Origin of the sequence: Olsenella uli, assembly GCF_016899935.1 — a bacterium.
Lineage (GTDB): Bacteria > Actinomycetota > Coriobacteriia > Coriobacteriales > Atopobiaceae > Thermophilibacter > Thermophilibacter uli_B.
In genome coordinates, this window is record NZ_JACJJK010000002.1 from 213,480 (window position 1) to 239,417 (window position 25,938).

The following is a 25,938-nucleotide window of genomic DNA, read 5'->3' on the forward strand; positions in this document are numbered from 1 at the left end:
CAAGTCCCTTACCTTGGCGTACCATCAACCAATGTTCGAATTACGGATGATTCCGCCCATTCGCCATTAACTGAAGGCGAATCCAACGTGTTAGTCGGTCCCTCCATATCGGAGAGAGAACCATCCGACTACGCTTCCTGCAAGATTGTAGACGGGAATTGATCTGGTCCTCTCCACTCCGTACTCGACAACTGCTTCCTGGGGATTATCCGGCTCTGGAGTCCAGAGGTCTTCTCTGCGGACATACCCAGTAGCCCCGTTTTCTGCGACCGCTTGAATTAAATCAGGTTCAAACCCCAATTGGTCGCTGAGGGTAATTGAACCGTATGTCTTGCCTCCATTGGTAACCCCATATCTGGACATTTCAATGGTTCTGGAAGCGAGTATAGGGCTCTGTGGTATATCGAGTATCCGATATTCTCCCATTGCCGATCCGTCATAAACGCGCGCTCTACCCCAAGCACGATATTGCCTTCCAGAAACGAATTCCGCTGAAGCGGTGGCTCTAAGAGAGCTGCCACTTACACCTGTATATCTTGTAACATAATCAATGATTGATCCATTCTCCACAAGCATGGCGTCTAGACCGAGACTTCCAGCCGGCAAGGTCTTTGAGGCAACAATTCTTGGGGTTGCCATAGCCAGCGCAGCAGTTGAGAGCGTATTGTAAGCCTCATAGTTAACACCGTCGTATGTTTTATACACACTGCTTCCACGTGTTTCTGCAGCATATGCATGAGCTGGAGCCATCGTCAGGACCAGCACTGCACCGGCAATCAACGCCAGGTCCGACACCATAAATTACCTTATTCTATTCATCTCCACTCCATATCTGTTGAATAATAAATTCATCTATTACCGTAATGCCGTCCTTCTCAAATACAGGGACTTCTCTACCCGTCCCTCCCTTCAATAGGTCCTCGCTGTAAACGTATCCTTCGTTTCCGCTGCGGCCGCGCACGCGGATAAGGTCGGGGAGATTGTCCGATAACGGGGTGTCTCCAGAGGGAGACAGGACTTCGACGTCTTCAATCGACCCATAGGTCAGTCCGCGCTCGTTTACGTTGAAATGCGTTACAACCCCCTCATCAGAAGGGAATTCAGTCAGCGCCGATGTTGCGCCCTGCCAGACGGCAACCGTCACGGCAACGGCCACGACCGCCGCCACGCACGCGGCAGCGAGCCGACACGCCCGGCGTCGCCGTGGGGCGGCTGCCTCCTCGGCGAGCAAGGCCGCCAGCTCCTCGCGGGAGTGGACGCCCAGCATCCGGTACCCGTTCGCACGCGCCGAGCTCACGGTGCCGAGCGCGATGGAGAGCGCCTCCGCGATCTCCGCCGAACTGCGGCCAGCCGCCACGAGGGTAAGCACGTCCGCCTGGGTCTCGCTGAGCCCATGGGCGAGAAGGGCCGCGCGCACGGCGTCGTCTGCGGGAGTCGCGTCCGCAGACGAGTCCTCGTCCTTCTCGCCCAGCTCAGCAGCGCCGCGCACGCCGAGCTTGCGATAGGCGCGCTGACGCAGGCTTCCCACGGTCGAGGCGCTCACGCCCATGACCTCCGCCGCTGCCGCCGCCGTCATGCCGCGCAGCGCGGAGCGCACCGCGTCTCGCTCGCGGTCCGTGAGGCCGCGCTCCTCGAAGCGCCGCTCCACCTCGGGCGAAGCCTGGGGGATCCGGGAGCCGTCCATGCGCGCCTCCGTTCTTCTCGCCTGACGCGAGTATAGGGCGCACAGACACGGCGCCCGTGGCAAACGCCGTATGAACCTCGGTTGCCACAGAGGGGACAGGTTATTTTGTCTGCCACCAAACTAGTGGCAGACAAAAAACCCGTCCCCTCTTACTCCTGTTACTCCGCGGACTTGAGGGCGCCGACCATGTCCACGCGGTCGAGCGCTCGGTTGGTGATAAGGTTCACCACCAGCGTAAACGCAAAGGCCATGACCGCCGCGATCACGTACGTGAGCGGATCCACCACCACGTCGAAGTAGAGCGACGGCATGCGCAGGATCCACGTGAGGCTGCGCGCCAGCGCATATCCCAGCGGCAGGCCCATGACCACGCCGATCCCGGTGAGGATGAGCGTCTCCGTGTTGATGTAGCGGTGAACCTCGGGCCGCTTGAAGCCCAGGACCTTGAGGGTGGCGAGCTCGCGCTCGCGCTCGGAGATGTTGGTGTTGGAGAGCGTGAAGACCACGGTGAACGCCAGCGCCGCCGCCAGCACGATGACCACGTAGACCACAGTGTTGATCAGCGTGAACGCGCTGGAGAAGTCGTTCACGAGCTTCTGCGTGGAGACCACGGAGAGGTAGCGGCTGTCCTCGGAGAGCCGCTCCGAGAGCGCGACCTGCTCGTCCGCCGAGCCCGTCAGATGGGCGAGAAGCCCGTTGGGCTCCAGCTCCTCCCCGAACGCCTCCTCGTAGGCTGCCTCGGTCATGTAGAGCGTGTTGCCCAGGTAGCTGAGGACGATCGCGCGCGGCGCGGTCTCGCCCTCGGCGAGCGTGGAGTCCTGCAGGCCCAGCTCGTCGCCCACGGCGAAGCCCATGACCTGCTCCGCGTTCTTGGTGATGGCGACCTGCGCCTCGTCCAGGGAGACCGTCGAGCCGTCCTCGGCGACCAGGCGCACGTAGCCCTCGAGGCTCACCCCCTCCGGCACCACCACGAGCTGCACGGTCTCCTGGTCGTCGCCGTAGCTCACCGTGAGGTTGTCGGTGTAGACGCGCACGAGGTCCGAGACGCCCGGGTCGGCGGCAAGCTCGTCGGCGGCGGCGTCCAGGTCGTCCGCCGAGGTCACGGCCATGAGGTCGTAGCCGGTCACGCCCGCGTCGCCGTACTGGCGCGGCGAGAGCGAGAGCACCGTGTCGCGGATGCCAAAGCCGGTGACGAGCAGCGCCACGCAGCCCGCCACGCCGAGCGTGGTCATGAAGAAGCGCTGCTTGTAGCGGAAGAGGTTGCGCGCCGTGACCTTGTTCAGGAAGCTCATCCGCCGCCAGAGGGGCCCCACGCGCTCCAGCAGGATGCGTGACCCGGCCTTGGGCGCCTTGGGCAGCATGAGGGAGGCGGGGGTCTCGCGCAGCTCGTGGCGGCAGGTGAGGGCCGTCGCGCCCACGATTCCCGCAGTGAAGAGCGCGAGCGACACCGCAGAGTACGCCGCGTCGAAGCCGTAGACAAAGCCCGGCAGCGCGTACATGGTCGAGAAGATCGTGAAGATGATGCTCGGCAGCACGACGAAGCCCAGCAGCGTGCCCACGAGCCAGCCGAGCACGCACGCCGCCAGCGCGTAGAGCACGTACTTGGAGAGGATGCGCCCGCGCCCGTAGCCGAGCGCCTTGTAGACGCCGATGAGCCCGCGCTCCTCCTCCACCATGCGCGTCATCGTGGTGAGGCTGATCAGCACCGCCACCACGAAGAAGACGACCGGCAGCACCGTGCCGATGGCCTCGATCGAGGAGGCGTCGGAGTCCACGCTCGCGTAGCTCGAGAGGCTCGAGCGATCCTGCACGTACCACGTGGCGTCAGGGAGGTCCTCGATCTCCTCGCGGGCGTCAGCGATTTCGGCAAGCGCGTCGTCACGCTCCTGCTCGAAGGTGGCGCGGCCCTCGTCAAGCTCCGCCTGGCCGTCGTCCAGCTCGGCCCGCCCGTCCTCGATCTGGTCCCAGCCGTCGGCGATCTGGGCGAGGGCGCTCGCCCGCTCCTCGGAGAGCTGCGTCGCGCCGGCGTCCAGCTCCTCCCTGCCCGCCGCGACCTGCTCGTAGCCGGCGGAGATCTGGGCGCGGGCGTCGACGAGCGTGGCATAGCCGGACTCGGCCTCCGCGAGCTGCACCTCGCCGGCGACGACCGCCGCCATCCCGCTGCCGAGCTCGTAGGCCTGGCCGAGCGTCTGGCTCATACTGTCGAGCTGAGAGACGATCTGGCTCACGTCGCCGGCGAGGACGCGCTCGAGGGCGTCCTGGACCGCAGGGTCCGTCCCGGCGATGATCTCCTCGATCTGCTGCCGCTGCTCCTCGGGGAGCTCGTGGTACTGGGCGATGAACTCCTGGACCGCGTCGGACTCGACGATCGTGACGATGTCGGATACGGCGCCCTGCGTCTCGGACACGAAGGGCTCTATCGCGGCGTTGAAGGCGGCGGCCGCCGCGTCGGCCTCCTCGGCGGTGGTGGCGGAGCTCAGCGCCTCCCACTCCGCGCCGGGCCACGCGTCCCCCGCGAGTTGCGCGACCATGCCCGCCACCGTCTCGAGGCTCGCCCGTCCCGCGACGGACTGGTCGTGCGCGGAGGAGAGCGCGCCGGGAATCTCGTCCACGCTGCAGCCGAGCTCGGCGGCCATCGTCTGCAGCCCCGCCTCGACCTGCGCGCTCCGCGCGTCGAGCTCGTCCTCGGCGGCGGCGAGCTGCGCACGCCCGGAGTCTATCTCGGCCTGGGCGTCGCCCAGCTGCCGGTGGGCGTCCGCCTCCTGGGAGGCGAGCTCGCCCGCCGCGTCGTCGAGCTCCGCGCGCCCGGAGTCGATCTCCGCCTGGGCGTCGTCGAGCTCCGCCTCGGCGTCCCCCAGCTCCTCGAGCGCCTCTGCCTCGGCGTCGTCCACCTCGGCCGTCGCATCCGCGCGCAGCCCCTCGCCGCGCGCCCGCTCGCGCTCGGCGCGCGCGTCCTCCACGCTCTGGAAGACCCCGTCGACCGTGTCCTCGTACTCGGCCGAGTAGCACAGCGGCGCCTCGGCCCCCTCGACCGCGAGGTAGGCCACCGTGTAGGTCTCCGGGTCGACCACGTTGTCGTCCAGCACGAAGAACGAGTACTGCGAGCCGCCGCTCGAGCGGAACGACATCGTCCCCTCGCCCGCGTTGATCTCCATCGGGTCCAGGACCACCGCGATGATCGTGTACTCCTTGCGCTCAAAGACCTCGGTCGCGTCCTCGTCGCCGTCGTCCGCGCCCTGGAAGGTCACGGTGTCGCCCAGGTAGAGGCCGGAGTCGTCCAGGAAGCGCTTGGTCACCGCCACCTGGTCGTCGCGCTCGGGAAGGTGCCCCTCCAGCACGAGCGGCTCGTTCATCCCGTCCGGCGAGAGCGCCTTGACGTCCACCTTCTCCGAGGCGGATCCCACCGTCGTGTAGACGGTCTCCGACCAGCCGCCCTCGGCGGCCTCCACGCCCGGCAGCGCCGCGAGCGCCGACACGTCCTCGTTCGTGAGGCCGAGCGTGGACTGCACGCGCACGTCAAAGAGGTTCTGCTCGTCAAAGAAGCGGTCCGCGGAGTTGCGCAGGTCAACGCAAGCGGCCCGCAGGCCCACGAGCATCGTCACGCCGAGCGCCGTGATCGTGGTCAGCGCCACGAAGCGCTTGAGGCTCCCGCGCACCGTGCGCAGGATCCCCTTGGCAAAGGCGGAGGTGTTCCGGCGGGCGGCCATGCGCTACCACTCGATCTCCGCGATCGGCTTGGGCGCGGGGTTCACGGTCATCGAGGTCACGCGGCCGCTCTTGAAGCGGATGAGGCGGTCGGCCATGTCCGCGAGCGCCGCGTTGTGCGTGACGATCACGACCGTGATCCCCTCCACGCGGCACATGTCCTGCAGGAGCTGCAGGATCTGCTTGCCCGTCTGGTAGTCGAGCGCGCCCGTGGGCTCGTCGCAGAGCAGCAGCTTGGGGTTCTTGGCCAGGGCGCGCGCGATGGAGACGCGCTGCTGCTCGCCGCCGGAGAGCTGCGCCGGGAAGTTGGCCAGGCGCTCGGCCAGGCCCACCTTGGCGAGCGTCTCCTCCGGGTCGAGCGAGTCCGGGCAGATCTGCGTGGCCAGCTCCACGTTCTCGAGCGCCGTGAGGTTGGGCACGAGGTTGTAGAACTGGAAGACAAACCCCACGTCCGCGCGACGGTACAGCACGAGGTCACTCTCGCCCGCCGACGAGATGTCGCGCCCGTCCACCACCACGGTTCCCGAGGTGGCGCTGTCCATGCCGCCCAGGATGTTGAGCGCCGTGGTCTTGCCCGCGCCGGACGCGCCCAGGATCACGGCGAGCTCGCCGCGCTCCACGATAAAGCTCGCGCCGTCGAGGGCGTTAATCCTGGCGTCGCCCTCGCCGTAGGTCCGCACGACGTCCGTGAACTCGATGTAGGCCATCCCAGCTCCGATTGCTCGACAGCGTGTTGTCTACATCGAAGTATACTGGGGGCGCCGGGCGAGAAGAACCTGTGCTCGACAGGCGCGGCGCAAGTGTCGCGCCCTTCTCGCCACGTCCACAAATCTGGAGGCAAACGTGGAAAAGGGACTGTCCCTTCTCCACATCGGGAGGGAGGCGGCCATGAGGAAGCAGCCGCAGGTCACCGAGCAGACGCGCGCCAACCTCCGTCAGGCGTTCTGGGGGCTCTACGCCGAGCGCCCCGTCGAGCGGATCTCCGTCCGCGAGATCACGGACCGCGCCGGGTACAACCGCGCGACCTTCTACCTCTACTACCACGACGTCTACGAGCTGCTCGAGGAGATCGAGGGCACGGTGCTCGGCAACATCGAGCGGCTGGTCCAGGAGCGCCTGCTCAAGGGGGACACGCTCGAGTTCTCGCAGCACATGGGCCTCATCCTGCGGCTCGCGCAGCGCTCGCGCGACTACACGCGCGTCCTGCTGGGCCCGCACGGGGACCCCGCGTTCTCGGACCGGCTCAAGAGAATCATCAGCCCGCTCGTGGACCGCTTCTTCCTGCCCGGAGACGAGACCGACGCCCGGACGCGCGCCATCGTCCGAGAGTTCTACCTCTCCGGCATCCTCGCGATCATCCGCATCTGGACCGCCGACGACGACCCGATGCCCATCGACCAGCTCATCCAGATCGTGCTGCGCATCGCCCAGGGAGCGCCGGCGGCGGGGCCGGCGCCCGATGCCCGCTAGTCCGCGCCGCCGCTAGTTCTTACGGAAGAACGCGAGCGCGATGGCGCCCGGGCCCACGTGCGTGCCGATCGTGGCGCCCACGGACGTGATCGGCAGCTCGTCCTCGGCGACCCGGCCCTCCCAGATGGCGCGGTTGTCCTCGAGGTACTTGCGCAGCACCTTGTCCGAGAGGCCCGTGTAGCCGAGCAGGACCGGCATGTCGAAGTCGATCCCGAACTTCTCGACCTGCTGGTGCAGCTGGCTGCGGCCGTTCTTGGAGCCGCGCGCCTTGCCGAGCATCACGACCTCGCCGTCCTCCACGCCCACCACGGGCTTGATGGAGAGTACCTCGCCGATCATACCCACGCTCTTGGGGATGCGGCCGCCGCGACGCAGGTACTCGAGGGTGTCGAGAAGCGCGAGCAGGCAGACGCGGCCCACGGCGCCCTCGACCTTCTCGGCGATCTGGGCCGCGCCGAGCCCCTCGTCCGCGAGGCGCAACGCGTAGAGCACGAGGATGCCCTGGCCGATCGTGGCGTTCTTGCCGTCCACCACGTGGACCTCGGGATAGTCCGCCGCCGCGGTCACGGCGCTCTGATAGGTCCCGGAGAGCGCCGAGGAGAGCGTGATCACCACGGCCTCCTCCCCCGCCGCACGAACCTGGTCAAAGACCTGCTGGTAGGCAAAGGGCGTGGCCTGGCTCGTCTTGGGAAGCTCGTCGCTCTCTATGAGCAGCTCGTAGAAGCGGTCGTTGGTGAGGTCCACGCCGTCCGCGTACGTGGTCTCTCCGAAGGTGATGCCCAGCGGCAGCACCGTGAGGCGCGGGTCGCTCTGGTCGGGGATGTCAAAGCCGGAGTCGGTGATGATGCGAACGGCCATGGTCTGTCTCCTTCTGTCTGCCCGGTCGGGACGCTAGCGCCCGAAGGTCCTGAGCCTCTCGAGGATGTGGTTGAGCGAATCGTACATCTGCAGGCGCTGGCGCGTGGCGAGCTCCCCGCCGGCCTCGTCGAGGACTCGGTGAATGATGTCGTCGAGCGGTCGCGCGGCCTCGCGGCCCTTCTCGGTCAGGCGGATGGGCGCCCGGTAGCGCGAGGCCTCCTCGTCGGAGCCGCCCACCTCCACGAAGCCGTCCTCCGCGAGGTGCGCCACGGTCCGCGAGACGGCGGCGCGGCTCACGTCGACCATGCGCGCGAGCTCGGCGGCGGTCAGGCCCTCGGGGTGCTTGACGAGGTAGTAGAGGCACATGACGTCCGAGCCGCGAAACCCCAGGCGCTTGGCCTCGGCGGTCTTGATGCGCTGGATCTCCTTGCCCAGGGCACCGATGATGCCCACGAAGTCCTCGAAGCGGGTCTCCCCCATGGTGCCTCCCGACGTCTGCCGACGCGTCCACAGTAGCGACGAAGTTGTTACCTTGTCAACATCTTCAGGCCCCTCACCACGGTTCCGTCATGCCGCTCGGGCGCGCCGGTCTTCTCGCCCGCGCAATCGGGTATCTCAGGAGAAGCGAGAAAGGCGACGCATGGACCTCTTCGACTATCTGGAGACCGCGCTGGAGAGCTTCGACGAGCGCCCGCTGGGCCCGGTGGACTCGGCGGCGCTCTCGCAGTTCTGCATGGTGCGCGGCGAGGGCGTCATCCCCGACGCGCTGTGGGACGGGGGTGCGCTCGATCGGCTGCGCGCCCGACTGCGCCGGCCGACGCGCTTTTCCGACCTGCTGCGCGCCGAGCGCTTCGACGGGCTCTTCTGCGGCCTCGCGCCCGACGGGGTCAAACGCGAGCTGGCGGCGCTCGTGGCAAGCCCACGCTTCCGCGACCTGGAGCTGCGTGACTGCGCCTCGCGCTTCGACGAGGACGCGCACGTGCAGTTCTCGGCGACCGCCTTCGTGTGGCGCTCGCCCGCCGGCGCGGAGCGCGACTTTGCCTACGTGGGCTTTCGCGGCACCGACGACAGCTTCACCGGCTGGCGCGAGAACTTCGACATGGCCCTGGACCCGCCCGTCCCCGCTCAGCGCATGGCGGCCGACTACCTGCGCGCCGTTGCCCGTCGCCTGCCGCGGCGCCTCTACGTGGGCGGCCACTCCAAGGGCGGCAACCTCGCCACCTACGCGGCGCTGCGCGCTCCCGAGGAGGTGCGCTCGCACATCGTGCGCGTCTTTGACCACGACGGCCCCGGCTTCAAGGCGGGCTTCTTGGACGAGAAGGACTTCGAGCCCGTGCGCGACCTCGTCCATCGCACGGTACCCGAGGAATCCGTGGTCGGGATGCTCATGGACACGCCCGTCGAGCCGCACGTAGTTCGCAGCTCGGCGCGCGGCATCGAGCAGCACAGCGTCTTCACCTGGGAGGTGGACGGGAACGACTTCGCCTACGCCGACGCCCTGGCCCCGTCGGCCGTCTTCACGCACGACCTCATGGACACCTGGCTCGCGTCGCTCTCACCCGAGGAGACGCCGCGCGTGGTGGATGCCCTCTTCCGAGCGCTCGCGGCGTCCGGCGCACCAAGCGTGGGAGCCGTGATCTTCAGCGGGGCGGACGCGCCCGCGCTGCTCACGGAGGCCGCCCGCAACCTCGACCAGGAGTCGCGCGACGTGCTGCTCCCCGCGCTCGGCAAGCTCGCGGCGTCGGCGGCGCGCGCCGGGGCGAAGGGGCTCTCGGAGCTGTTCTAGAGCCGGAGGACGAGAAGGGCGGGGCGCTCGTGATGAGCCGCCCCGCCCCGATTGACTCGCGTGCGCCGTCAGTTAGTCGTCATCGCGGTCGTCATCATCGTCCCAGTCGTCGTGGTCGTCATCGCGGTCGTCGTCATCGTCCCAGTCGTCGCGATCGTCCTGGTCGTCCCAGTCGTCGCGATCGTCATCCCAATCGTCCTGGGCATCGTCGCGATCGTCATCCCAGTCGTCCTGGGCATCGTCGCGATCGTCATCCCAGTCGTCGTCACGGTCATAGCGGTCATCGTGCCAGTCGTCCCAGGAGTCGCGTCCGGCCCAGTCGTCGTTCCCGTCGACGTCGGCCTCGAGAACCTTACCGGTCCTCGCGTCGACCTCGTACTCGTACTCAACGCCACCCGAGGTGAACTCAAGCTCGTAGACACCGTCATCAAGCTCGTACTCATGGTCGTTGAACGACGCCTCGCTCAGGCCGAGCTGAGCGAGCACGATGTCCTTGGCGGCATCGATTCCAATGTAGCCGCGCTCATCGAGCTGCTCCGGGGCAACGGCAAGCGCGTCGGACTGCAGGCCAAAGCCGCCAACGGTCGAGCGAACGTCGCTCTCGATCCCCGCGAGGAAGTCGTCTCCGGGATACTCCGACCCCTGCTCGAGCTTGACGACGACGTTGCGGTCGTGGCCATCGATCGTCTGGTTGAAGTGTCCGGACTCGTAGATCTCGGTCACGAGCTCGGACACGACCTCGCGGCACTCCCGGCCCTCAAACCCGCTGTAGCCGTCCGCGATGCCCTTGCCCTCGTCGTTGACGCCCTCGACCTCGGTCACGAGGCCCTTCTCGTCATACTCGATCTCGATCTCGGGGTTGACGCTCAGGAGCAGAACGCCCGCCGCCCTCGTCGACGCCGTCTCCGCAGGCGCCCCCGTCGAAGTGGCCTGGGTCGCCTCCGGGGCGGCCCCGCACCCTCCCAGGGTTGCCACAAGGGCGGCGCCGACGGCCGCGGTCGCGATGATGCCCCTCATCTTCAGGCTCGTGGTCTTCATGGTGTCCTCCTTGGTGGTTGAGCCCTTTTCTTGCCGTACGGTGAGAGGGTGCGGAGAGACCGTCTCAAAACCGGGGTCGCCCAATAACTTTTTTCTCCCGACTAGTCATCGTCGTCATCGTCCCCGTCGTCATCATCGTCATCCCAGTCGTCATCGTCCCCGTCGTCATCGTCATCCCAGTCGTCGTCATAGCTGGGAGCGGGTTGTACGGGCGCGGGGGCGGGCGCCTCCGGAGCCTCCGCCTCCGGCGCGACCTGCTCCGGAGGCTCCTCAACGGGGTCCGCCTCGACAACCTCAGGCTCGGGGGCCACCGGCTGCTCCAGATGCACCTCAAGCTCGACGATGAGGCGGTCCTCCGTCGCGACGCGCCACTCCTCGTCATCGGACTCGACGCTGATCTTGATCGTCCCGCCCGGCACGAGGCAGCCCTGATCCTTGGCCCGCAGCGCAAGGTCATCAGAGACCTCGTCAATCGGGCGCCCGTAGTACGAGAAGCCCTCGATGAGCTTCTCGCCATCCTCGTTCTCTCCCTCGATTCCAACGACTCGATCGAAGTGGTTGACGTCGATGCCCACCTCGGGATTGATGCTCATGTGAACCGTGCCGATGGGCGTCTGCCACACCGCAAAGCCACCGATGACGAGCGCGCACAGGCACGCAGCGGCCGCGAGCGCCGCAACGAGCCCGCGCCGCGCCCTTCTCGGCCTCGCCTGCTCGAACGAAAGCACCTCGGCCTCGAGCATCACCACGTCGTCGAGCCTCTGCCCCACCTCGTAGCCGAGGTTGGGCACACGGGCAAACCTCCCCTGCTCGTCCAGGACCACGGCATAGGCCGGGCGGCACTCCATGACGAGATAGCTCATCGCCCGTCACCCCCTGTCGGAACGATCTTTCGCAGGTGACCGCGAATGATCTCGAACCCGTTCGTGAAGGCGAGCAGAACGGCCACGAGATAGCGGCGATGCCGCTCGATCGTCTTCCGCTCCACCCCCGAGCTGCGAGAGAGCTCCGCCATCGGCAGCTTCTTCGTCCGCAGCAGGCGGTCGAGCAGCTCGGGGTTCCTGCGCGCGCAGTCGAGCACGCGCCGGCACGCCTCGAACGTGCGCTGCTGCTTGGGGCAGTTCTCGGACACGTCGAGAAAGGTCAGGCCAAAGGACTCGAGCTCCGCGCCAAACTGGGCAATCTCGCGACGAGAGGCCTCGCGCGTCTGGCGCTCGCCGATCTCGTCCCGCTCGGAGGCGATGGTCTCCACGAGCGGACGTCCGTCCCCCTCGTCGCCGTCGGGGCGCCCCTCGTCGAGGGAAAGCACGTCGGCGTGGCGGCGCTCCCTGCGCGCAAAGTCCACGAGACGATTGCGCACGTTCATCGCCGCAAACGGCAGAAACGCGCCCCGCACCCGATCATATGAGAGCACTGCCTCGTGGAATGCGAACATGGCGATCCCCAGCTCGTCGTCTCTCCCCTGCTGCGGCGACCGCCCCATGAACTTTGCGGTCTCCGACCTGATGAACGGGAGGTAGTCGCGTACGAGGTCGTCTGCGTGGCGAGGATCCCGCTTTGCGGCAAGGACCCGAGTCACCAGATCCCCGTCTCGTCTCATCGTGCCCCCTGTGAAAGAATGCGCGCGACGTGCCCCGATTTCGGGGTCGCGGCGATGATTGCCTGAGCAACTCAGGTTACCGACCGGCAACGGCCGGAATGTAAGCCACGCGTAAGAAACGGCGAGAGGCGTGCCGTCCCGTGAAAGGCGCACAATGGAAGGACGAGAAGAACCGTCCGCCCGAGGGGGTGCGCGTGCCCACGCCGCTCGACATACTGCGCCAGACCTTTGGCTACCAGGAGTTCCGCCCGCACCAGGCAGAGATCGTGGACGCCGCGCTCGCCGGGCGCGACGTGCTGGCCGTCATGCCCACCTCGGCGGGCAAGTCGATCTGCTACCAGGTGCCGGCGCTTGCGCTCGACGGCCTCACGATCGTGGTCTCCCCGCTCATCTCGCTCATGGCCGACCAGGTGGGGGCACTGCGCCAGATGGGCGTGGCCGCGAGCTACCTCAACTCCACGCTCTCGGCCGGCGAGCGGGCGAGCGTGCTCCACGGCGTCGCCTCCGGCGCGCTGCGCCTGCTCTACGTGGCGCCCGAGCGCCTCGACGACCCGGCCTTCGTGGAGACGGTGACCGCGCGCGGCGTGAGCCTGCTCGCCGTGGACGAGGCACACTGCATCTCGCAGTGGGGCAACGACTTCAGACCCAGCTACCAGCGAATCGTTGACTTCCTGGAGGCCCTTCCCGCGCGGCCGCCGGTGATGGCGCTCACGGCCACCGCCACCCGTGCCGTGCGCAGGGACATCCGCGAGGCGCTGGCGCTGCGGGACCCGCTCGAGGTCCTGGCCAGCTTTGACCGCCCCAACCTCTTCTTTGCCGTGGAGCGCCCGCGCGGGCGTGCCGAGAAGGACCGTGCGCTCGTGGCCTTCTGCCGTGAGCGCGCCGAGCGCTCCGGCATCGTCTACTGCTCGAGCCGGCGCGCGGTGGAGGAGGTCTGCGAGGCGCTGCGCGACGAGGGGCTGGCCGCCACGCGCTACCACGCGGGCCTGCCCGCAGCCGAGCGCGAGCGCAACCAGGACGAATTTCTCTACGACCGCGCCCGCGTGATGGTGGCGACCAACGCCTTTGGCATGGGGATCGACAAATCCAACGTGAGCTACGTGGTCCACTACAACCTGCCGCTCAGCCTGGAGAACTACTACCAGGAGGCGGGGCGCGCCGGCCGCGACGGCACGCGCGCCGAGTGCCTGCTGCTCTACTCCCCCGGCGACGTGCACACGGCCGAGTTCCTGCTCTCCCGGAGCGAGCCGCGCGAGGACCTCACGGAGGAGGAGCGCGCGACCCTGGCCGAGCGCGACGCCGAGCGGCTGCGCCAGATGGTCTTCTACGCCACCACCACCGAGTGCCTGCGCGCCCACATCCTGCGCTACTTTGGCGAGGAGGCGCCCGCGTACTGCGGTGCCTGCGGCAACTGCCTCGCGGACTTTGAGGAGACGGACGCAACCGAGGACGCGCTCAAGGTGGTGAGCTGCGTGGCACGGATCGCCCAGCGCGGGCGGAGCGCCGGGGCCAGCATGGTCGTGGACGTGCTGCGCGGATCGCGCGGCGAGAAGGTGCGGCAGCGCGGCTTTGACACGCTCTCCACCTACGGCATCATGGCGGACGCGAGCGCCGCGCACGTGCGGGCTGTCCTGGACGAGCTGGTCTTTCGCGGCGTGCTCGCGCGCACGGGCGGGGACTACCCGGTGATCGCGCTCACGGCGACCTCTGGCGCGTTCCTGCGGCGCGAGGCTCCTTGGGACGGCCCGTTCGTGCTCAAGGTCGCCCGGGGCAAGCCCAAGGCCCCGCGCGTGCCGGCGGCGCCGGCAAAGTCGCGCTCGGCGACCGACGTCAGCGAGCTGGACGCCGCCGGGCAGGAGCTCTACGCGCGCCTCGCGGCCCTGCGTGGCGAGCTCGCGCGCGAGCAGGGCGTGCCGGCATACTTCATCTTCTCCAACGCCACGCTGGTGGACATGTGCGCCAAGCGGCCGAGGACCGTCGATGAGCTGCTCGGCGTCTCCGGCGTGGGCGCCAAGAAGGCCGAGCGCTACGCCGACGCGTTTCTCGCCGAGATCGCCCGGTGAGCCAAAGGGACGGGTTCATTTGTCTCACAGCGCCACGGTGTAGAGCGGCTTGTAGCGCGCTCCGTCGGGCCCGAGGATGCTGCGGAAGAGCGTGACGCGCCGGGCCTCGTCCGGCAGCGGGAAGGCGAGCTCGCCCAGGGCGCCGCGCGGCACGCGGGCCCGCCGCGCGAGCGTCACGTGCGGCAGGAAGTCCTTCTCGTCAGAGGCGAGGCCGCGCGCGGCGAGCTCCCCGCGCAGACGTCCCGCCAGGGCCGCGAGCTCGTCGGTCTTCTCGACCCCCAGCCAGAGCGTGGCATCGCGACCCCGGCCAAACGTGCCCAGCCCCGTGGCGCGCAGCCCGACCGGGCCCGCGCCGGCGCACGCCGCGTCCAGCGCGTCCATCGCGCCACGGACGCCCGTCTCGTCCAGTTCACCGAGAAATGCCAGCGTGAGATGGTGGCTCCCCTCGGCCACAAAGCGCCCCGGGCACGCGGCCGCCAGCCGTCGTGACAGCGCGGCAACCTCGTCCGCGAACGCCTCCGGCAGCTCCAGCGCGACGAACGCCCGCATGACCCCTCCTCCCTGTTTGACCGAACATCTGTCCGGCCCCTCGGCTATCATGGTCCCATCACAGAACAGACGTTTGTGAGGGGCATCGTGGATCGCGCGTATCTCTGCATAGACCTCAAGTGCTTCTACGCCTCGGTGGAGTGCGTGGACCGGGGAGAGGACCCGTTCGAGCATCGGCTCGTCGTGGCGGACCCGGACCGTGGCCGCACGACCATCTGCCTCGCCATCTCGCCGGCCATGAAGGCGCTCGGGGTGCGCAACCGCTGCCGCGTGTTCGAAATCCCGGAGGGCATCACGTACGAGATGGCCCGGCCGCGCATGCGGCGCTACATGGAGGTCTCCGCGGACATCTACAGTCTCTACCTGCGGTACTTCTCGCCCGAGGACATCCACGTCTACTCCGTGGACGAGGTCTTCATAGACGTGGCGCCCTACCTCGCGCTCTACGGGGCCACGCCGCGCGAGCTGGCGGAGCGCCTCGTTGCGATGGTGCGGCGCGAGACGGGCATCTGCGCCACGGCGGGCGTCGGCACCAACCTGTTCCTCGCCAAGGTCGCGCTGGACGTCACGGCCAAGCACGCGGCGAACAACATCGGCGAGCTGGACGAGGAGCGCTACAAGTGCCTGATCTGGCCACATCGTCCGATCACGGACATCTGGGGCATTGGCCCGGGCATCGCGCGGCGGCTCGCGGCGATGGGCGCGCACGACATGGGCGGCGTGGCGCTGCTGCCCGAGCGGGCCCTCTACGACGAGTTCGGCGTCAACGCGGAGCTGCTCATCGACCACGCGTGGGGCATCGAGCCCTGCACGATGGCCCAGATCCACGCCTACCGGCCGCGCGCGCACTCCGTGGGCTCGGGCCAGGTCCTCATGCGCGACTACACCTTCGAGGAGACGCGCGTGGTCCTGCGCGAGATGGTGGACGCCCTCGTGCTCGACCTCGTGGACAAGGGCCTGGTCTGCGGGCACATCTCGCTCTTCGTGGGCTACGCGCGCGAGCGGGGCGCGGCGGGCGATAAGGACGCGCCTGCGGAGACCTTCACGGGCGAGCACGGGACGCGCGTGGTGGGCCGGCGCGGCGAGGGCGCCAACGCGTCGCGCAAGCTCGCCGAGGCCACCTCGTCGCGCGAGGCGCTGATCGAGGCCTTTCTCGTCCTCCACGCCCAGATCGCGGACAAGAACCGCCCGGCGCGGCGCGTGAACATCGCGATGGGGGCGCTCGTGCCGGAGGAGTACGCGGAGCTCACGCTCTTCTCGGACCCTGCGGCGGACACGGCCGAGAAGAGCCTCGCGCGCGCCACACTGGCCGTGAAGCGTCGCTTTGGCAAGAACGCGCTGCTGCGCGGAACCAGCTACCGGCCCGCCGCGACCGGGCGGGAGCGCAACCAGCAGGTGGGAGGCCACCATGAGTAGGGAGCCCGAGCCGCGCCGCCACGCCGACCGCGCGGCGCAGTTCATGCCGTTCGCGGCGCTGAGCGGCTATTACGACCTCGTCCGTGAGTGCGAGCGGGTAAGCGAGCCGCGCCGCGAGCCCTCCGAGGAGGAGGCGGGGCGCATCTCGTCCGAGCTCGCCGCCGTGCGCAAGGGCCGGCTCGTCCGCGTGACCCACTACGAGCGCGACGCCTATGTCACGACCGAGGGCATCGTGACCCGCGTCGACCCTGCGGCCCGCGAGCTCACGGTCGTGCGCACGCGCATCCGCTTCGACGACGTCTGGAGCGTGCGCCCGGGCGGGCCGCCCCAGCCAACCTTTGAAACCGGCCGGCCCTAGCCCTGACGGTAGTGGGCAAAGAAGTCGGCGAGGTCGGTCATGGCCTCGCGCAGGACGCCCATGCGCGGCAGGTAGACGATGCGGAAGTGGTCCGGCTCCGGCCAGTTGAAGCCGCCGCCGCGCGTGATGAGGATGTGCTTCTCGTGCAGCAGGTCAAGCGCGAACTGCTCGTCATCGGTGATGTTGAACTTCTTCACGTCAATCTTGGGGAAGATGTAGAACGCGGCCTTGGGCTTCACGGCCGAGATGCCGTCGATGTCGTTCAGCGCCTCGTAGACGAAGTTGCGCTGCTCGTAAATGCGCCCGCCCGGCTCCACGTAGCGCTCCACGCTCTGGTAGCCGCCGAGCGCCGTCTGCACGATGGACTGCGCGGGCACGTTGGAGCACAGGCGCATGTTGGAGAGCATGTTGATGCCGTAGATGAAGTCGCGCATGCAGCGCTTGTTGCCCGAGAGGACCATCCAGCCGATGCGATAGCCCGCCACCATGTGGGACTTGGAGAGGCCGGAGAACGTGACGCACGGCAGGTCGGGCGCCAGCGAGGCGATGGAGACGTGCTCGTAGCCGTCCATGCACAGGCGGTCGTAGATCTCGTCCGAGAAGATCATCAGCTGGTGGCGGCGCGCGATCTCGACAATCTGCTCGAGCACCTCGCGCGGATAGACGGCACCCGTGGGGTTGTTGGGGTTGATGATGACGATCGCCTTGGTGTTGCTCGTGACCTTGGCCTCCATGTCGGCGAGGTCGGGCGTCCACTCGGCCTGCTCGTCGCAGAGGTAGTGGACGGGCGTGCCGCCGGCGAGCGTGGCGCACGCGGTCCAGAGCGGGTAGTCCGGGCTCGGGATGAGGATCTCGTCACCGGTGTTGAGCAGGACGTTCATGCAGAGCTGGATGAGCTCGGAGACGCCGTTGCCGGTGTAGATGCCGTCCATGCTCACGTTGGGCAGGTGCTTGAGCTGCGCGTACTGCATGATGGCCTTGCGGGCGGAGAAGAGGCCGCGGCTGTCCGAGTAGCCCTCGCAGTCGGGCAGCTGCTGGCGCATGTCGTAGACGACCTCGTCCGGCGTGCGGAAGCCGAACGGCGCGGGGTTGCCGATGTTGAGCTTGAGGATGCGGACGCCCTCGTCCTCCATGCGGGCCGCCTCGTCGGCGACGGGGCCGCGAACGTCGTAGAGAACGTTGTCGAGCTTGGTGGACTTCTTGAACTCGCGCATGGTGGTGCTCCTTTGGTGGGCTGCGGGCGGTGCGGGCTGGGTCGCGGTCTCAGGCCGCGCGGCGGCTCGCGTCGCCGGCACGCCCGTGGCAAGCCAGGAAGCGTCCACGTCGAGAAGGGCGGCGAGCAGGCGCACGACGTTCGCGCGCGGGACGACCTTGCCGCTCACGTACTGGCTGACCTGGCTCTTTCCGAGCTTCTCGCCCTGTGCGGCGGCGGCGTGGACGAGGTCGGCCTGCCTGAGGCCCCGCTCGGCCATCGCCTGCCCGAGCCGCTCCGCGAACCCCTCGCGCGTCATCGCACCTCCCAAGGTTCAATTCTCGTTAAATTGAACTCTGTTCTCAGAAGTTCAACTTTGGTCACTCTATCACAAAACAGAATTGAACTCTGTCACCGAGTCGGGACGCTTCGCGCTTCTCGGCTTCTTCACACCAAAGGCGGCGGGTGCCGTCCTCTCGAACGATCGCCCGCCGCCGGAACCGTGCGTGTTGCGCCGCTGGCTACGCGCTGTACCCTATCGTGACCGTGGTGTCACCCGAGCTCCAGCGGGTGATGTCAAGGGTGCCGTCCTCAAAGTAGACCGTGATGCAGTCGTACGACGCGTCGCCGTGGATGTTGATGGAGACGTCGTCGCCGATTCCCAGGGCATCGGTGGCCTCGTCGGCCAGGTCGGACGAGGTGACGCTCAGCATGCTGACGTCACCCGAGAAGCCCAGGGAGTCGCGCAGCGCAACGACCGTCGAGACGAACTCCTCGGGGTCGAGATCGGCGTCGAAGCTGATGTTCGCCGAGTACAGCGTGGTGTCCTCGGGAAGCTCAGCGGGGTTGACGTCAAAGTCGTAGGCGGAGTCGTCCTCGTCCCACGGGAAGTCGAACTCCTCGGCGTCAAGGTTGAGCGTGACGGACACCTCGCCGCCCGCGTCCGCAACGGGGAACGGGCCACCCACCGTGCCCTTGTAGTCCAGATACAGCGAGTCGGAGCTGCCGTCGTAATGATAGGCGGAGGTGCCGTCGAGCGAGAGGCCGGCCGCCTCGAGGGCGTCGTCGATCTCCGCCGGCGTGCCGCTGTAGGTCGCCCGGTCGAACGCGGTGCCGCTGACGTCGACGACCTCGGCGGAGTCGCCCGCGCCGCCGACGCCGTCACCGAAGCCCTCGATCTCTCCGTCCTCGCCGTCACCGGCGGGCTCCTCCGCCGCAGGCTGCTCCGCCGCAGGCTGCTCCGCCGCAGCGCCGCCGAGCGAGAGCGTGCCCGTCATGAAGAGCGCCGCGACGACAACCAGGGCAACGACCACGACGGCGCCGACCACGATCGCCACGATGGCGCCGGTGCCCAGACCCTTCTTGGGCGCGCCGCCCTCCTGGACCGGACCCTGCTCGGAGTAGTCGGGCCAGTTCTGGGGCGGCGTCTCGAAAGCCGGCTCCTCGGGAGCGGGAGCGGGCGCCTCAACGGGCGGCTCGGGCTGCGGGGCAGCGGTCTGGGCGCCGCCCAGCGGCGCGCCGCACACGGTACAGAACTTGGCACCATCTTCGTTTTGGGCGCCGCACTTCATGCAGAACATCGCCCCTCCTTCCGTCGTTCTTCTCGCCGCGACCTGCGCGGCAGCAGCAAAACAGTACCACACGCCCCGAGCTCGCTGTGAGGGGGCGACGCTTTTCTCCCCCGACCGGTCGGCCTATCATCGACGAGAGGACGCGAGCAGGGAGGACACATGCCCCGAGAGACCAAGCAGGCAAAGGTCGAGCGTGCGGTCGAAGTGTGCCGCCGCCTGGACGAGAAGTACGGTCCGGTCGAGTGCTTTCTCGACCACGCGAACCCGTTTAGGCTGACCATTTCCGTGCTGCTCTCCGCGCAGACCACGGACGCGCAGGTCAACAAGGTTACGCCCGCGCTCTTCGAGCGCTTTCCCACACCGGAGGCCATGGCCGCCGCCTCGCCCGAGGAGGTCGCCGAGTACATCCACAGCCTGGGGTTCTACAAGTCCAAGGCACGGCACTGCGTGGAGTGCGCGCAAATGATCGTGAGCGAGTTCGGCGGAGAGGTCCCGCACACGATGGAGGAGCTGACGCGCCTTCCCGGCGTGGGGCGCAAGACGGCCAACATCGTGATGAACGTGGGGTTTGGCATCGTGGAGGGCATCGCGGTGGACACGCACGTCAACCGCATCGCGCACCGGCTGGCGCTCTCGCCCAAGACGCACGAGAAGGAGCCGCTCAAGACCGAGCAGGACCTGCTACGCCTGCTGCCGCGCGAGCTCTGGGGGCCGGTGAACCACCAGTGGATCAAGCACGGGCGCGACACCTGCACGGCGCGCGGCCCCAAGTGCGACGGCTGCGTCCTCGAGGACATCTGCCCGAGCGCCCATCGCTGCTGAGACGAAGGGGGCGTGAACCCGTCCCGTTTTACAGGTAGCGGCCCGTAACGCTCTCCGGGCAGACGGCGACCTGCTCGGGCGTGCCGGCGCAGACGATGCGGCCGCCCGCCTCGCCGCCGCCGGGACCCATGTCGATCACGTAGTCCGCGTTGCGGATCACGTCCAGGTCGTGCTCGATCACGATGACCGTGGCGCCCGCCTCCACGAGCCGCTGGAACACCGCGAGCAGCGTCCGCACGTCGAGCGGGTGCAGGCCGATCGTGGGCTCGTCAAAGACGAAGACGGCGTCGTCCTGCGCGCGACCCATCTCGCTCGCCAGCTTGAGGCGCTGCGCCTCGCCGCCGGAGAGCGCCGGCGTGGCCTCGCCGAGCGTGAGGTACCCCAGGCCCAGGTCATGCAGCACCTGCAGCCGCGTCGCAACGCGCCGCAGGTCGGAGCAGGCGTCGAGCGCCTCGTCCACGGAGAGCTCCATGAGCTGCGGCAGCGTGAGGCCGGTGCCCGCCGACTCGCCCTTGCGCGGGCGGCGCACCTTGTCTGCCGCCGAGGCGTAGCGCGACCCGCGACAGTCAGGGCAGGGGATGTCCACGTCCGGCAGAAACTGCACGTCGAGCGAGACCTCGCCCGTGCCGTCGCAGGTGGGGCAGCGCAGCCGCCCGGTGTTGTACGAGAAGTCCCCGGCCTTGTAGCCGGCGGCGCGGGCCTCGTCGGTCCGGGCGTAGGCGCGGCGCAGCTCGTCGTGGACGCCAGCGTAGGTGGCCACGGTCGAGCGCACGTTGATGCCGATCGGCGTGGCGTCGATGAGGTTCGCGCGGCGCACGCCCTCGGCGTCCACCCAGCGCACGTGCGCAGGCAGCGGCTCCCCCGCCGCAGCGGCGGAGAGCGCCGGCACCAGCGTCTCCAGCACGAGCGTGGTCTTGCCCGAGCCCGAGACGCCCGTCACCACCACGAGCCGCCCGCGCGGGACCTCCACGTGGAGCGGCCGCACCGTGTGGAGGGCCTCGGTCTCCATCGAGATGGTGCCCAGGTCGAACATCTCCTCCGCCGCCGCGCGAGGCCGGACCGCCACGTCCTTCTCGCCCGTGAGAAAGCCGCCCACGCGCGAGGCGGGATTCGCCGCCACCTCGGCGACCGTGCCCCGGCAGATCACGCGCCCGCCGTCCGCTCCGGCGCCGGGACCCATCTCGATGAGATAATCCGCCTCGGCGAGGATGCGCGCGTCGTGGTCCACCATCACGACGGAGTTGCCGTCCGCCAGGAGGTCGCGCATGACGCCGAGCAGCCCGTCCACGTTGGCGGGGTGCAGGCCAATGGACGGCTCGTCGAGCACGTAGAGCACGCCGGTCGTCCGGTTGCGGACCGCGCGGGCCAGCTGCACGCGCTGGCGCTCGCCCGTGGAAAGCGTGGCCGCCGCGCGGTCGAGTGAGAGGTAGCCGAGGCCCAGGTCAAGCAGGCGCCGCGCCGTGTGCTGGAAGGACTCGCAGATGCTCTGGGCCATGGGGCGCAGCTCGGCGGGCAGGCCCGCCGGCACCGCCGCGACCCAGGCCACTGCGTCGTCGAGCGTCATCGCCGTGGCGTCCGCCAGACTGACGCCCGCCACGCGCGGGGCGCGCGCCGCGTCCGAGAGCCGCGTGCCGCCGCAGTGCGGGCAGGGCCCCTCCGTGAGGAAGCGGCTCACGCGCTTGAGGCCTTTCTCGTCCTTGACCTTGGCGAGCGCGTTCTCCACGGTGTAGACCGCGTTGTAGTAGGTGAAGTCCAGCTCGGCGAAGTCGTCGCCCTTCTTGGACTTGTAGAGGATGTGGCGCTTCTCGGCCGCGCCGTGAAAGACGATCTCGCGCTCCTCGGGCGTGAGCTCGCGGAAGGGCACGTCGGTGCGCACACCCATGGCGCCGCAGACCTGCTTCATGAGGTCCCACATGAGGCTGCCCCAGGGCAGCACCGCGCCCTCGTCGATGGAGATGGACTCGTCCGGCACGAGCGAGGCCTCGTTGACCGTGCGGACCACGCCCGTCCCCTCGCAGGTGGGACAGGCTCCGCCGCTGTTGAACGCCAGGTCCTCGGCGCTGGGGCCAAAGAACTTCTCGCCACAGGCGGAACAGGTGATGGGCTGGTCCGTGGCCACCGCCATCGAGGGCGGGGCGTAGGCGCCGCAGCGCGGGCAGCGATGGCTCGCCACGCGCGAGAAGAGCAGGCGCAGGCTGTTGAGCAGCTCGGACATGGTGCCGAACGTGCTGCGCACGCCCGGCACGGCCGGCCGCTGGTGGAGCGCGAGCGCCGCCGGGACGTAGCGGACGTCGTCCACGGCGGCGTGGCCCGCCTGCGTCATGCGGCGACGCGTGTAAGTAGAGAGGGACTCCAGGTAGCGCCGGCTGCCCTCGGCGTAGAGCACGCCCAGCGCGAGCGAGCTCTTGCCGGAGCCGGAGACGCCCGCCACGCCCACGAGCTCGTTCAGCGGGATGTCGACGTCAATCCCCCGCAGGTTGTGCACGTGGGCACCGCGCACCTCGATGTGGTCGGGCGCCGATGCGCCGCCGCGCGCGGGCATGCTAGACCAGCTTGCCCTTGCAGTGGTCGGCCATGTGCTGGATCATCTGCGCGGTCCAGCCGATATAGTCACGACGACGGGCCTTGAGCTGGCCATCCACGAGCTCATCAAAGGAGACCTTGATCTTGGCGAAGCGCGTCACGCGGACCGGCTCCTCGTGGGTGAGACAGCTCTCCTCGACCTTGGCGGGCGCGAAGCCGGCGAGGACCTTGGGGTTGTACATCACGTGGGCGGTGCCGTCGTCGTCCTGGTAGGCGATGACGGCCTTGGTCACGCCGATCTGGTTGGCGGCAAGGCAGACGGCGTCGTCGATGGCCGCGAGGGTGTCGACGAGGTCCTGCGCGAGGGCGGCGTCCTCGGCGGTCGCGGGCTCGCACGGCGTGGAGAGGATGGCCTCGTCGTGAACCAGTTCCTTGATCATGGGGCTCCTTTGCAAAAGTCGGCCTTTGTCACACCCACACAGTATAGCGAGCCGGGAAGAAACGTCCCCGGCGCGCAAAACGGTCGCTCGTGTGATAGTTTGCTCGGTTAGAATGCAAAACCGCCTTTCGTGTGATGGGTTTCTTGCCCGAAACGCAGACATAGATATTCGTATCTTTTTGCCAACTGCGGAAACTTCGGAAAAGGCCACCTGCCGCCCAGCCGCTTGCGCTCCAGGAGGAAAAATTGCATCACACGAGAGCACGTTTTGCTTCAGAAGCCGGCAGAATGTCACACGAGAGGCCGTTTTGCACGGCGCCGGCCGACTCCCGGCGGCATTTTCAAGATGAGGGGGTGCGCCATGTTCAACGTCGTGCTCGTGGCGCCGGAGATTCCGGCCAACACGGGCAACATCGGGCGCACGTGCGTGGTCACGGGGTCGCGCCTGCACCTCGTGAAACCGCTCGGGTTCTCGCTGGACGAGCGGAGCCTGCGCCGTGCCGGCCTCGGGTACTGGGAGAGCCTGGACGTCACCGTCTACGCAGACTGGAACGAATTTGCCGAGAAGAACGACCTCACGGCAGACGACCGTCGGCTGCACCTCCTCACCAAGAAGGCGCGGCGCACCTATGCCGAGGCGCGCTACCAAGACGGCGACTTCCTCGTCTTTGGCTGCGAGAGCGTGGGGCTGCCGGAGGAGCTGCTCGCCGCGCACGCGAACCGCTGCGAGCGCATCCCCATGCTGCCGGACGCAACGTCGCTCGACAACGCGGCGAGCTGGGGTGCGTCGGGCGAGGCCTCGGACCATACGGCCCTGCTCGCCCAGGACGTCTGCGGGAACTTCGTGAACCCGGAGGACTACCGCATCAGCGCGCTCAACCTCTCCAACGCCGCCGCCGTGGTCCTTTACGAGGCCCTGCGTCAGACCGACTTCCCTGGAATGGAGTGACGACGAACAAAAACGTGAAGATACATCCCGTCGCCGAGCGCACGCCCGAGCTCGTCGACCAGCTCATCGACGTGTGGGAGCGCTCCGTGCGCGCCACGCACACGTTCCTCTCCGAGGCGGAGGTCGCCCAGATCAAGCCGTTCGTTCCGCAGGCGCTCGCGGGCGTGGGCACGCTCGTGGTGGCCGAGAAGGACGGCGTACCCGTGGGCTTCATGGGCGTGCAGGACGGGCGCCTGGAGATGCTCTTCCTCGACCCGGATGCGCGCGGGCAGGGCCTCGGCCGCACGCTCCTCACCCATGGCATCGAGCGCCTCGGCGTCACCGAGCTCACCGTCAACGAGCAGAACCCGCAGGCCGTGGGCTTCTACGAGCACCTGGGCTTCAAGACGTACCGCCGCACCGAGACGGACGAGGAGGGTCGCCCCTACCCGCTGCTCTACATGCGCCTCTAGGCAGAGGCTCTCGCACGGTTGAACCGCCGTCCCCCATGCGCTACTATGATAAGAACATTTGTTCGCTCATGGGAGGCGGCATGATCATCAACACCGGTGCGCGCACGGACACGGTGCAGTGGTACACGCCCTGGCTGCTCAGGCGCTTCGAGAAGGGCTACGCGCTGGCGAGAAACCCGCTCTTCCCCACCAAGGTCACGCGCTACGAGCTCACGCCGGACGTGGTGGACGTCGTGATCTTCTGCTCCAAGAACTACGCGCCCATCCTGCCGCGCCTGCGCGAAATCACGGACCGCTTCAACACGTACTTCCACTACACCATCACCGCCTACGGGCCGGACATCGAGCCGCGCGTCCCTAGCGTCGAGGACTCCGTGGCGACCCTCTACGACCTCGAGAAGATCGTGGGCGCGCGACGCATCGCCTGGCGCTACGATCCAGTGCTGCTCACGCCCGCCTACACGGTGGAGCGCCACCTGGAGACGTTCGACCTCCTGTGCGGACAACTGGCCGGCCACGTGGACCGCTGCATCTTCTCGTTCGTGGAGCTCTACAAGAAGCTGCAGTTCAACATGCCCGAGCTCATGCCCATCGGCCCGGAGGACATGGACCGGCTCGCGCGCGGCATGGGCGCCATCGCCGCCGAGCACGGCATCTGGCTTCAGACCTGCGGCTCCAACGGAGACTGGGGCGCCTACGGCATCCACCCGAGCGGCTGTACCACGCTCGACATCCTGGGCGCCGCCAACGGCATCAAGTTCGCGCCGCGCAAGCACAAGGGCCAGCGCGCCGGCTGCAGCTGCATCGAGAGCCGCGACATCGGCGCCTACGACTCCTGTCCCAACGGGTGCCGCTACTGCTACGCCAACAAGGACCCCAAGCGCGCGCTCGAGAACTACCGCACGCGGCACGACCCGGAGTCGCCGCTGCTCCTGGGGCACCTGCGCCCCGAGGACACCGTGACCCAGGGCGCGCAGAGGCCGCTGCGTCGCCTGCAGCCCACGCTGCTGTAGCTAGGCGCTCAGCTGCGCCTTGAAGCCCTCGCCCCACGTGCGCAGGGCGTCCATCACCGGTGCGAGGCTCCGGCCCAACGGCGTGAGCGAGTATTCCACGCGCGGCGGCACCTCGGCAAAGACCTCGCGACGGACGAGACCGTCCGCCTCCATCGCGCGCAGCTGCGCCGTGAGCACCTTCTGCGAGACGCGCCCGATGCCGCGCTGCAGCTCGCCAAAGCGCCGCGTCCCACCCAAAAGCTCGCGCAGGATGAGGACCTTCCACTTGTCGCCGATGAGCGAGAGCGTGGTCTCCACCGGGCATGCCGGCCAGTCTCGCTGCGTGAGGTTCTTCTCGTCCATAGCTGGTCACCGCCAATAGTTACTAGAAGGTACTTACCGTACTTTATTGTGCCTACTTTCTATTTTGCACTAATGGGGAGACCATACCGGTGTCAGCGAAAGTGCAAG

24 protein-coding genes are annotated in these 25,938 nt (G+C 68.1%); 9 read left to right on the forward strand and 15 right to left on the reverse strand.

Annotated elements, in window-relative coordinates; translation table 11 throughout:
* Positions 1-90 precede the first annotated feature (90 nt).
* The 4 genes from H6A07_RS02735 to H6A07_RS02750 all read right to left on the reverse strand — a co-directional run bounded on the left by H6A07_RS02735 (position 91) and on the right by H6A07_RS02750 (position 6,096).
* Positions 91-798 carry a hypothetical protein gene (locus H6A07_RS02735; RefSeq protein ID WP_204813180.1) on the reverse strand — a complete coding sequence of 236 codons (708 nt, stop codon included), beginning with the start codon at positions 796-798 and terminating at the stop codon, positions 91-93.
* A gap of 13 nt (positions 799-811) precedes the next feature.
* Positions 812-1,684, reverse strand: a complete 873-nt coding sequence (locus H6A07_RS02740) for a helix-turn-helix domain-containing protein (RefSeq protein WP_204813182.1) — start codon at positions 1,682-1,684, stop codon at positions 812-814.
* A 158-nt stretch (positions 1,685-1,842) separates the two neighbouring features.
* Positions 1,843-5,391, reverse strand: a complete 3,549-nt coding sequence (locus H6A07_RS02745) for an FtsX-like permease family protein (protein WP_204813184.1) — start codon at positions 5,389-5,391, stop codon at positions 1,843-1,845.
* A 3-nt stretch (positions 5,392-5,394) separates the two neighbouring features.
* On the reverse strand, positions 5,395-6,096 hold the full coding sequence (locus H6A07_RS02750) for an ABC transporter ATP-binding protein (RefSeq protein WP_204813186.1): 702 nt from the start codon (positions 6,094-6,096) through the stop codon (positions 5,395-5,397).
* 181 nt (positions 6,097-6,277) lie between these two features.
* Here H6A07_RS02750 and H6A07_RS02755 point away from each other — a divergent pair, with 181 nt between their 5' ends.
* Positions 6,278-6,859: a TetR/AcrR family transcriptional regulator gene (locus H6A07_RS02755; protein WP_204813188.1), complete on the forward strand. Its 582-nt coding sequence runs from the start codon at positions 6,278-6,280 to the stop codon at positions 6,857-6,859.
* Between the two features lie 12 nt (positions 6,860-6,871).
* Here the strand turns inward: H6A07_RS02755 and H6A07_RS02760 are convergent, their stop codons facing one another.
* Together H6A07_RS02760 and H6A07_RS02765 are read right to left on the reverse strand one after the other, a co-directional pair.
* A complete protein-coding gene (locus H6A07_RS02760; protein ID WP_204813190.1) occupies positions 6,872-7,717 on the reverse strand; it encodes a DegV family protein in 846 nt (281 codons plus the stop codon).
* A gap of 33 nt (positions 7,718-7,750) precedes the next feature.
* On the reverse strand, positions 7,751-8,197 hold the full coding sequence (locus H6A07_RS02765; RefSeq protein ID WP_204813200.1) for a MarR family winged helix-turn-helix transcriptional regulator: 447 nt from the start codon (positions 8,195-8,197) through the stop codon (positions 7,751-7,753).
* Positions 8,198-8,357: 160 nt separating this feature from the next.
* Here H6A07_RS02765 and H6A07_RS02770 point away from each other — a divergent pair, with 160 nt between their 5' ends.
* Entirely contained in the window at positions 8,358-9,503 is a 1,146-nt protein-coding gene (locus tag H6A07_RS02770) for an Mbeg1-like protein (RefSeq protein ID WP_204813202.1), read from the forward strand.
* A 72-nt stretch (positions 9,504-9,575) separates the two neighbouring features.
* On the opposite strand, the gene H6A07_RS02775 is transcribed toward H6A07_RS02770, so the two are convergent.
* The 3 genes from H6A07_RS02775 to H6A07_RS02785 all read right to left on the reverse strand — a co-directional run bounded on the left by H6A07_RS02775 (position 9,576) and on the right by H6A07_RS02785 (position 12,141).
* On the reverse strand, positions 9,576-10,541 hold the full coding sequence (locus H6A07_RS02775) for a PepSY domain-containing protein (RefSeq protein ID WP_204813211.1): 966 nt from the start codon (positions 10,539-10,541) through the stop codon (positions 9,576-9,578).
* Between the two features lie 101 nt (positions 10,542-10,642).
* Complete coding sequence (locus H6A07_RS02780) at positions 10,643-11,404, reverse strand: anti-sigma-I factor RsgI family protein (protein ID WP_204813213.1); 762 nt, start codon at positions 11,402-11,404, stop codon at positions 10,643-10,645.
* A complete protein-coding gene (locus H6A07_RS02785; RefSeq protein WP_204813216.1) occupies positions 11,401-12,141 on the reverse strand; it encodes a sigma factor in 741 nt (246 codons plus the stop codon). The genes H6A07_RS02780 and H6A07_RS02785 overlap by 4 nt, the downstream gene beginning before the upstream one ends.
* A 140-nt stretch (positions 12,142-12,281) precedes the next feature.
* Here H6A07_RS02785 and recQ point away from each other — a divergent pair, with 140 nt between their 5' ends.
* Positions 12,282-14,204 (forward strand): DNA helicase RecQ, encoded by a 1,923-nt coding sequence (recQ, locus tag H6A07_RS02790; RefSeq protein WP_204813225.1) that lies wholly within the window; start codon positions 12,282-12,284, stop codon positions 14,202-14,204.
* 24 nt (positions 14,205-14,228) lie between these two features.
* On the opposite strand, the gene thpR is transcribed toward recQ, so the two are convergent.
* On the reverse strand, positions 14,229-14,753 hold the full coding sequence (gene thpR / locus H6A07_RS02795) for an RNA 2',3'-cyclic phosphodiesterase (protein WP_204813237.1): 525 nt from the start codon (positions 14,751-14,753) through the stop codon (positions 14,229-14,231).
* 87 nt (positions 14,754-14,840) lie between these two features.
* On the opposite strand from thpR, the gene H6A07_RS02800 reads away from it, so the two are divergent.
* Complete coding sequence (locus H6A07_RS02800) at positions 14,841-16,169, forward strand: Y-family DNA polymerase (protein ID WP_342636546.1); 1,329 nt, start codon at positions 14,841-14,843, stop codon at positions 16,167-16,169.
* Complete coding sequence (locus tag H6A07_RS02805; RefSeq protein WP_204813239.1) at positions 16,162-16,527, forward strand: hypothetical protein; 366 nt, start codon at positions 16,162-16,164, stop codon at positions 16,525-16,527. The genes H6A07_RS02800 and H6A07_RS02805 overlap by 8 nt, the downstream gene beginning before the upstream one ends.
* Here the strand turns inward: H6A07_RS02805 and H6A07_RS02810 are convergent.
* Both H6A07_RS02810 and H6A07_RS02815 read right to left on the reverse strand, forming a co-directional pair.
* A complete protein-coding gene (locus H6A07_RS02810; protein ID WP_342636547.1) occupies positions 16,524-18,038 on the reverse strand; it encodes an aminotransferase class I/II-fold pyridoxal phosphate-dependent enzyme in 1,515 nt (504 codons plus the stop codon). The genes H6A07_RS02805 and H6A07_RS02810 overlap by 4 nt on opposite strands.
* Positions 18,039-18,240: 202 nt before the next feature.
* A complete protein-coding gene (locus tag H6A07_RS02815) occupies positions 18,241-19,299 on the reverse strand; it encodes a zinc ribbon domain-containing protein (protein ID WP_204813241.1) in 1,059 nt (352 codons plus the stop codon).
* Positions 19,300-19,449: 150 nt separating this feature from the next.
* Here H6A07_RS02815 and nth point away from each other — a divergent pair, with 150 nt between their 5' ends.
* Positions 19,450-20,112 carry an endonuclease III gene (gene nth / locus H6A07_RS02820; RefSeq protein WP_204813243.1) on the forward strand — a complete coding sequence of 221 codons (663 nt, stop codon included), beginning with the start codon at positions 19,450-19,452 and terminating at the stop codon, positions 20,110-20,112.
* Between the two features lie 28 nt (positions 20,113-20,140).
* On the opposite strand, the gene H6A07_RS02825 is transcribed toward nth, so the two are convergent.
* Positions 20,141-22,654 (reverse strand): excinuclease ABC subunit UvrA, encoded by a 2,514-nt coding sequence (locus H6A07_RS02825; RefSeq protein ID WP_204813245.1) that lies wholly within the window; start codon positions 22,652-22,654, stop codon positions 20,141-20,143.
* A gap of 1 nt (position 22,655) precedes the next feature.
* Positions 22,656-23,075, reverse strand: a complete 420-nt coding sequence (locus H6A07_RS02830) for a peptide deformylase (RefSeq protein ID WP_204813254.1) — start codon at positions 23,073-23,075, stop codon at positions 22,656-22,658.
* A 360-nt stretch (positions 23,076-23,435) separates the two neighbouring features.
* On the opposite strand from H6A07_RS02830, the gene H6A07_RS02835 reads away from it, so the two are divergent.
* The 3 genes from H6A07_RS02835 to H6A07_RS02845 all read left to right on the forward strand — a co-directional run bounded on the left by H6A07_RS02835 (position 23,436) and on the right by H6A07_RS02845 (position 25,488).
* Positions 23,436-24,023, forward strand: a complete 588-nt coding sequence (locus tag H6A07_RS02835; RefSeq protein WP_204813256.1) for a tRNA (cytidine(34)-2'-O)-methyltransferase — start codon at positions 23,436-23,438, stop codon at positions 24,021-24,023.
* 14 nt (positions 24,024-24,037) lie between these two features.
* Positions 24,038-24,475, forward strand: coding sequence for an acetyltransferase (locus H6A07_RS10300; RefSeq protein WP_204813258.1), 438 nt, complete (start codon positions 24,038-24,040; stop codon positions 24,473-24,475).
* 80 nt (positions 24,476-24,555) lie between these two features.
* Positions 24,556-25,488, forward strand: coding sequence for a DUF1848 domain-containing protein (locus tag H6A07_RS02845; protein WP_204813260.1), 933 nt, complete (start codon positions 24,556-24,558; stop codon positions 25,486-25,488).
* Here the strand turns inward: H6A07_RS02845 and H6A07_RS02850 are convergent, their stop codons facing one another.
* Entirely contained in the window at positions 25,489-25,830 is a 342-nt protein-coding gene (locus H6A07_RS02850; RefSeq protein ID WP_204813262.1) for a winged helix-turn-helix transcriptional regulator, read from the reverse strand. It abuts the gene before it with no gap.
* Positions 25,831-25,938 lie beyond the last annotated feature (108 nt).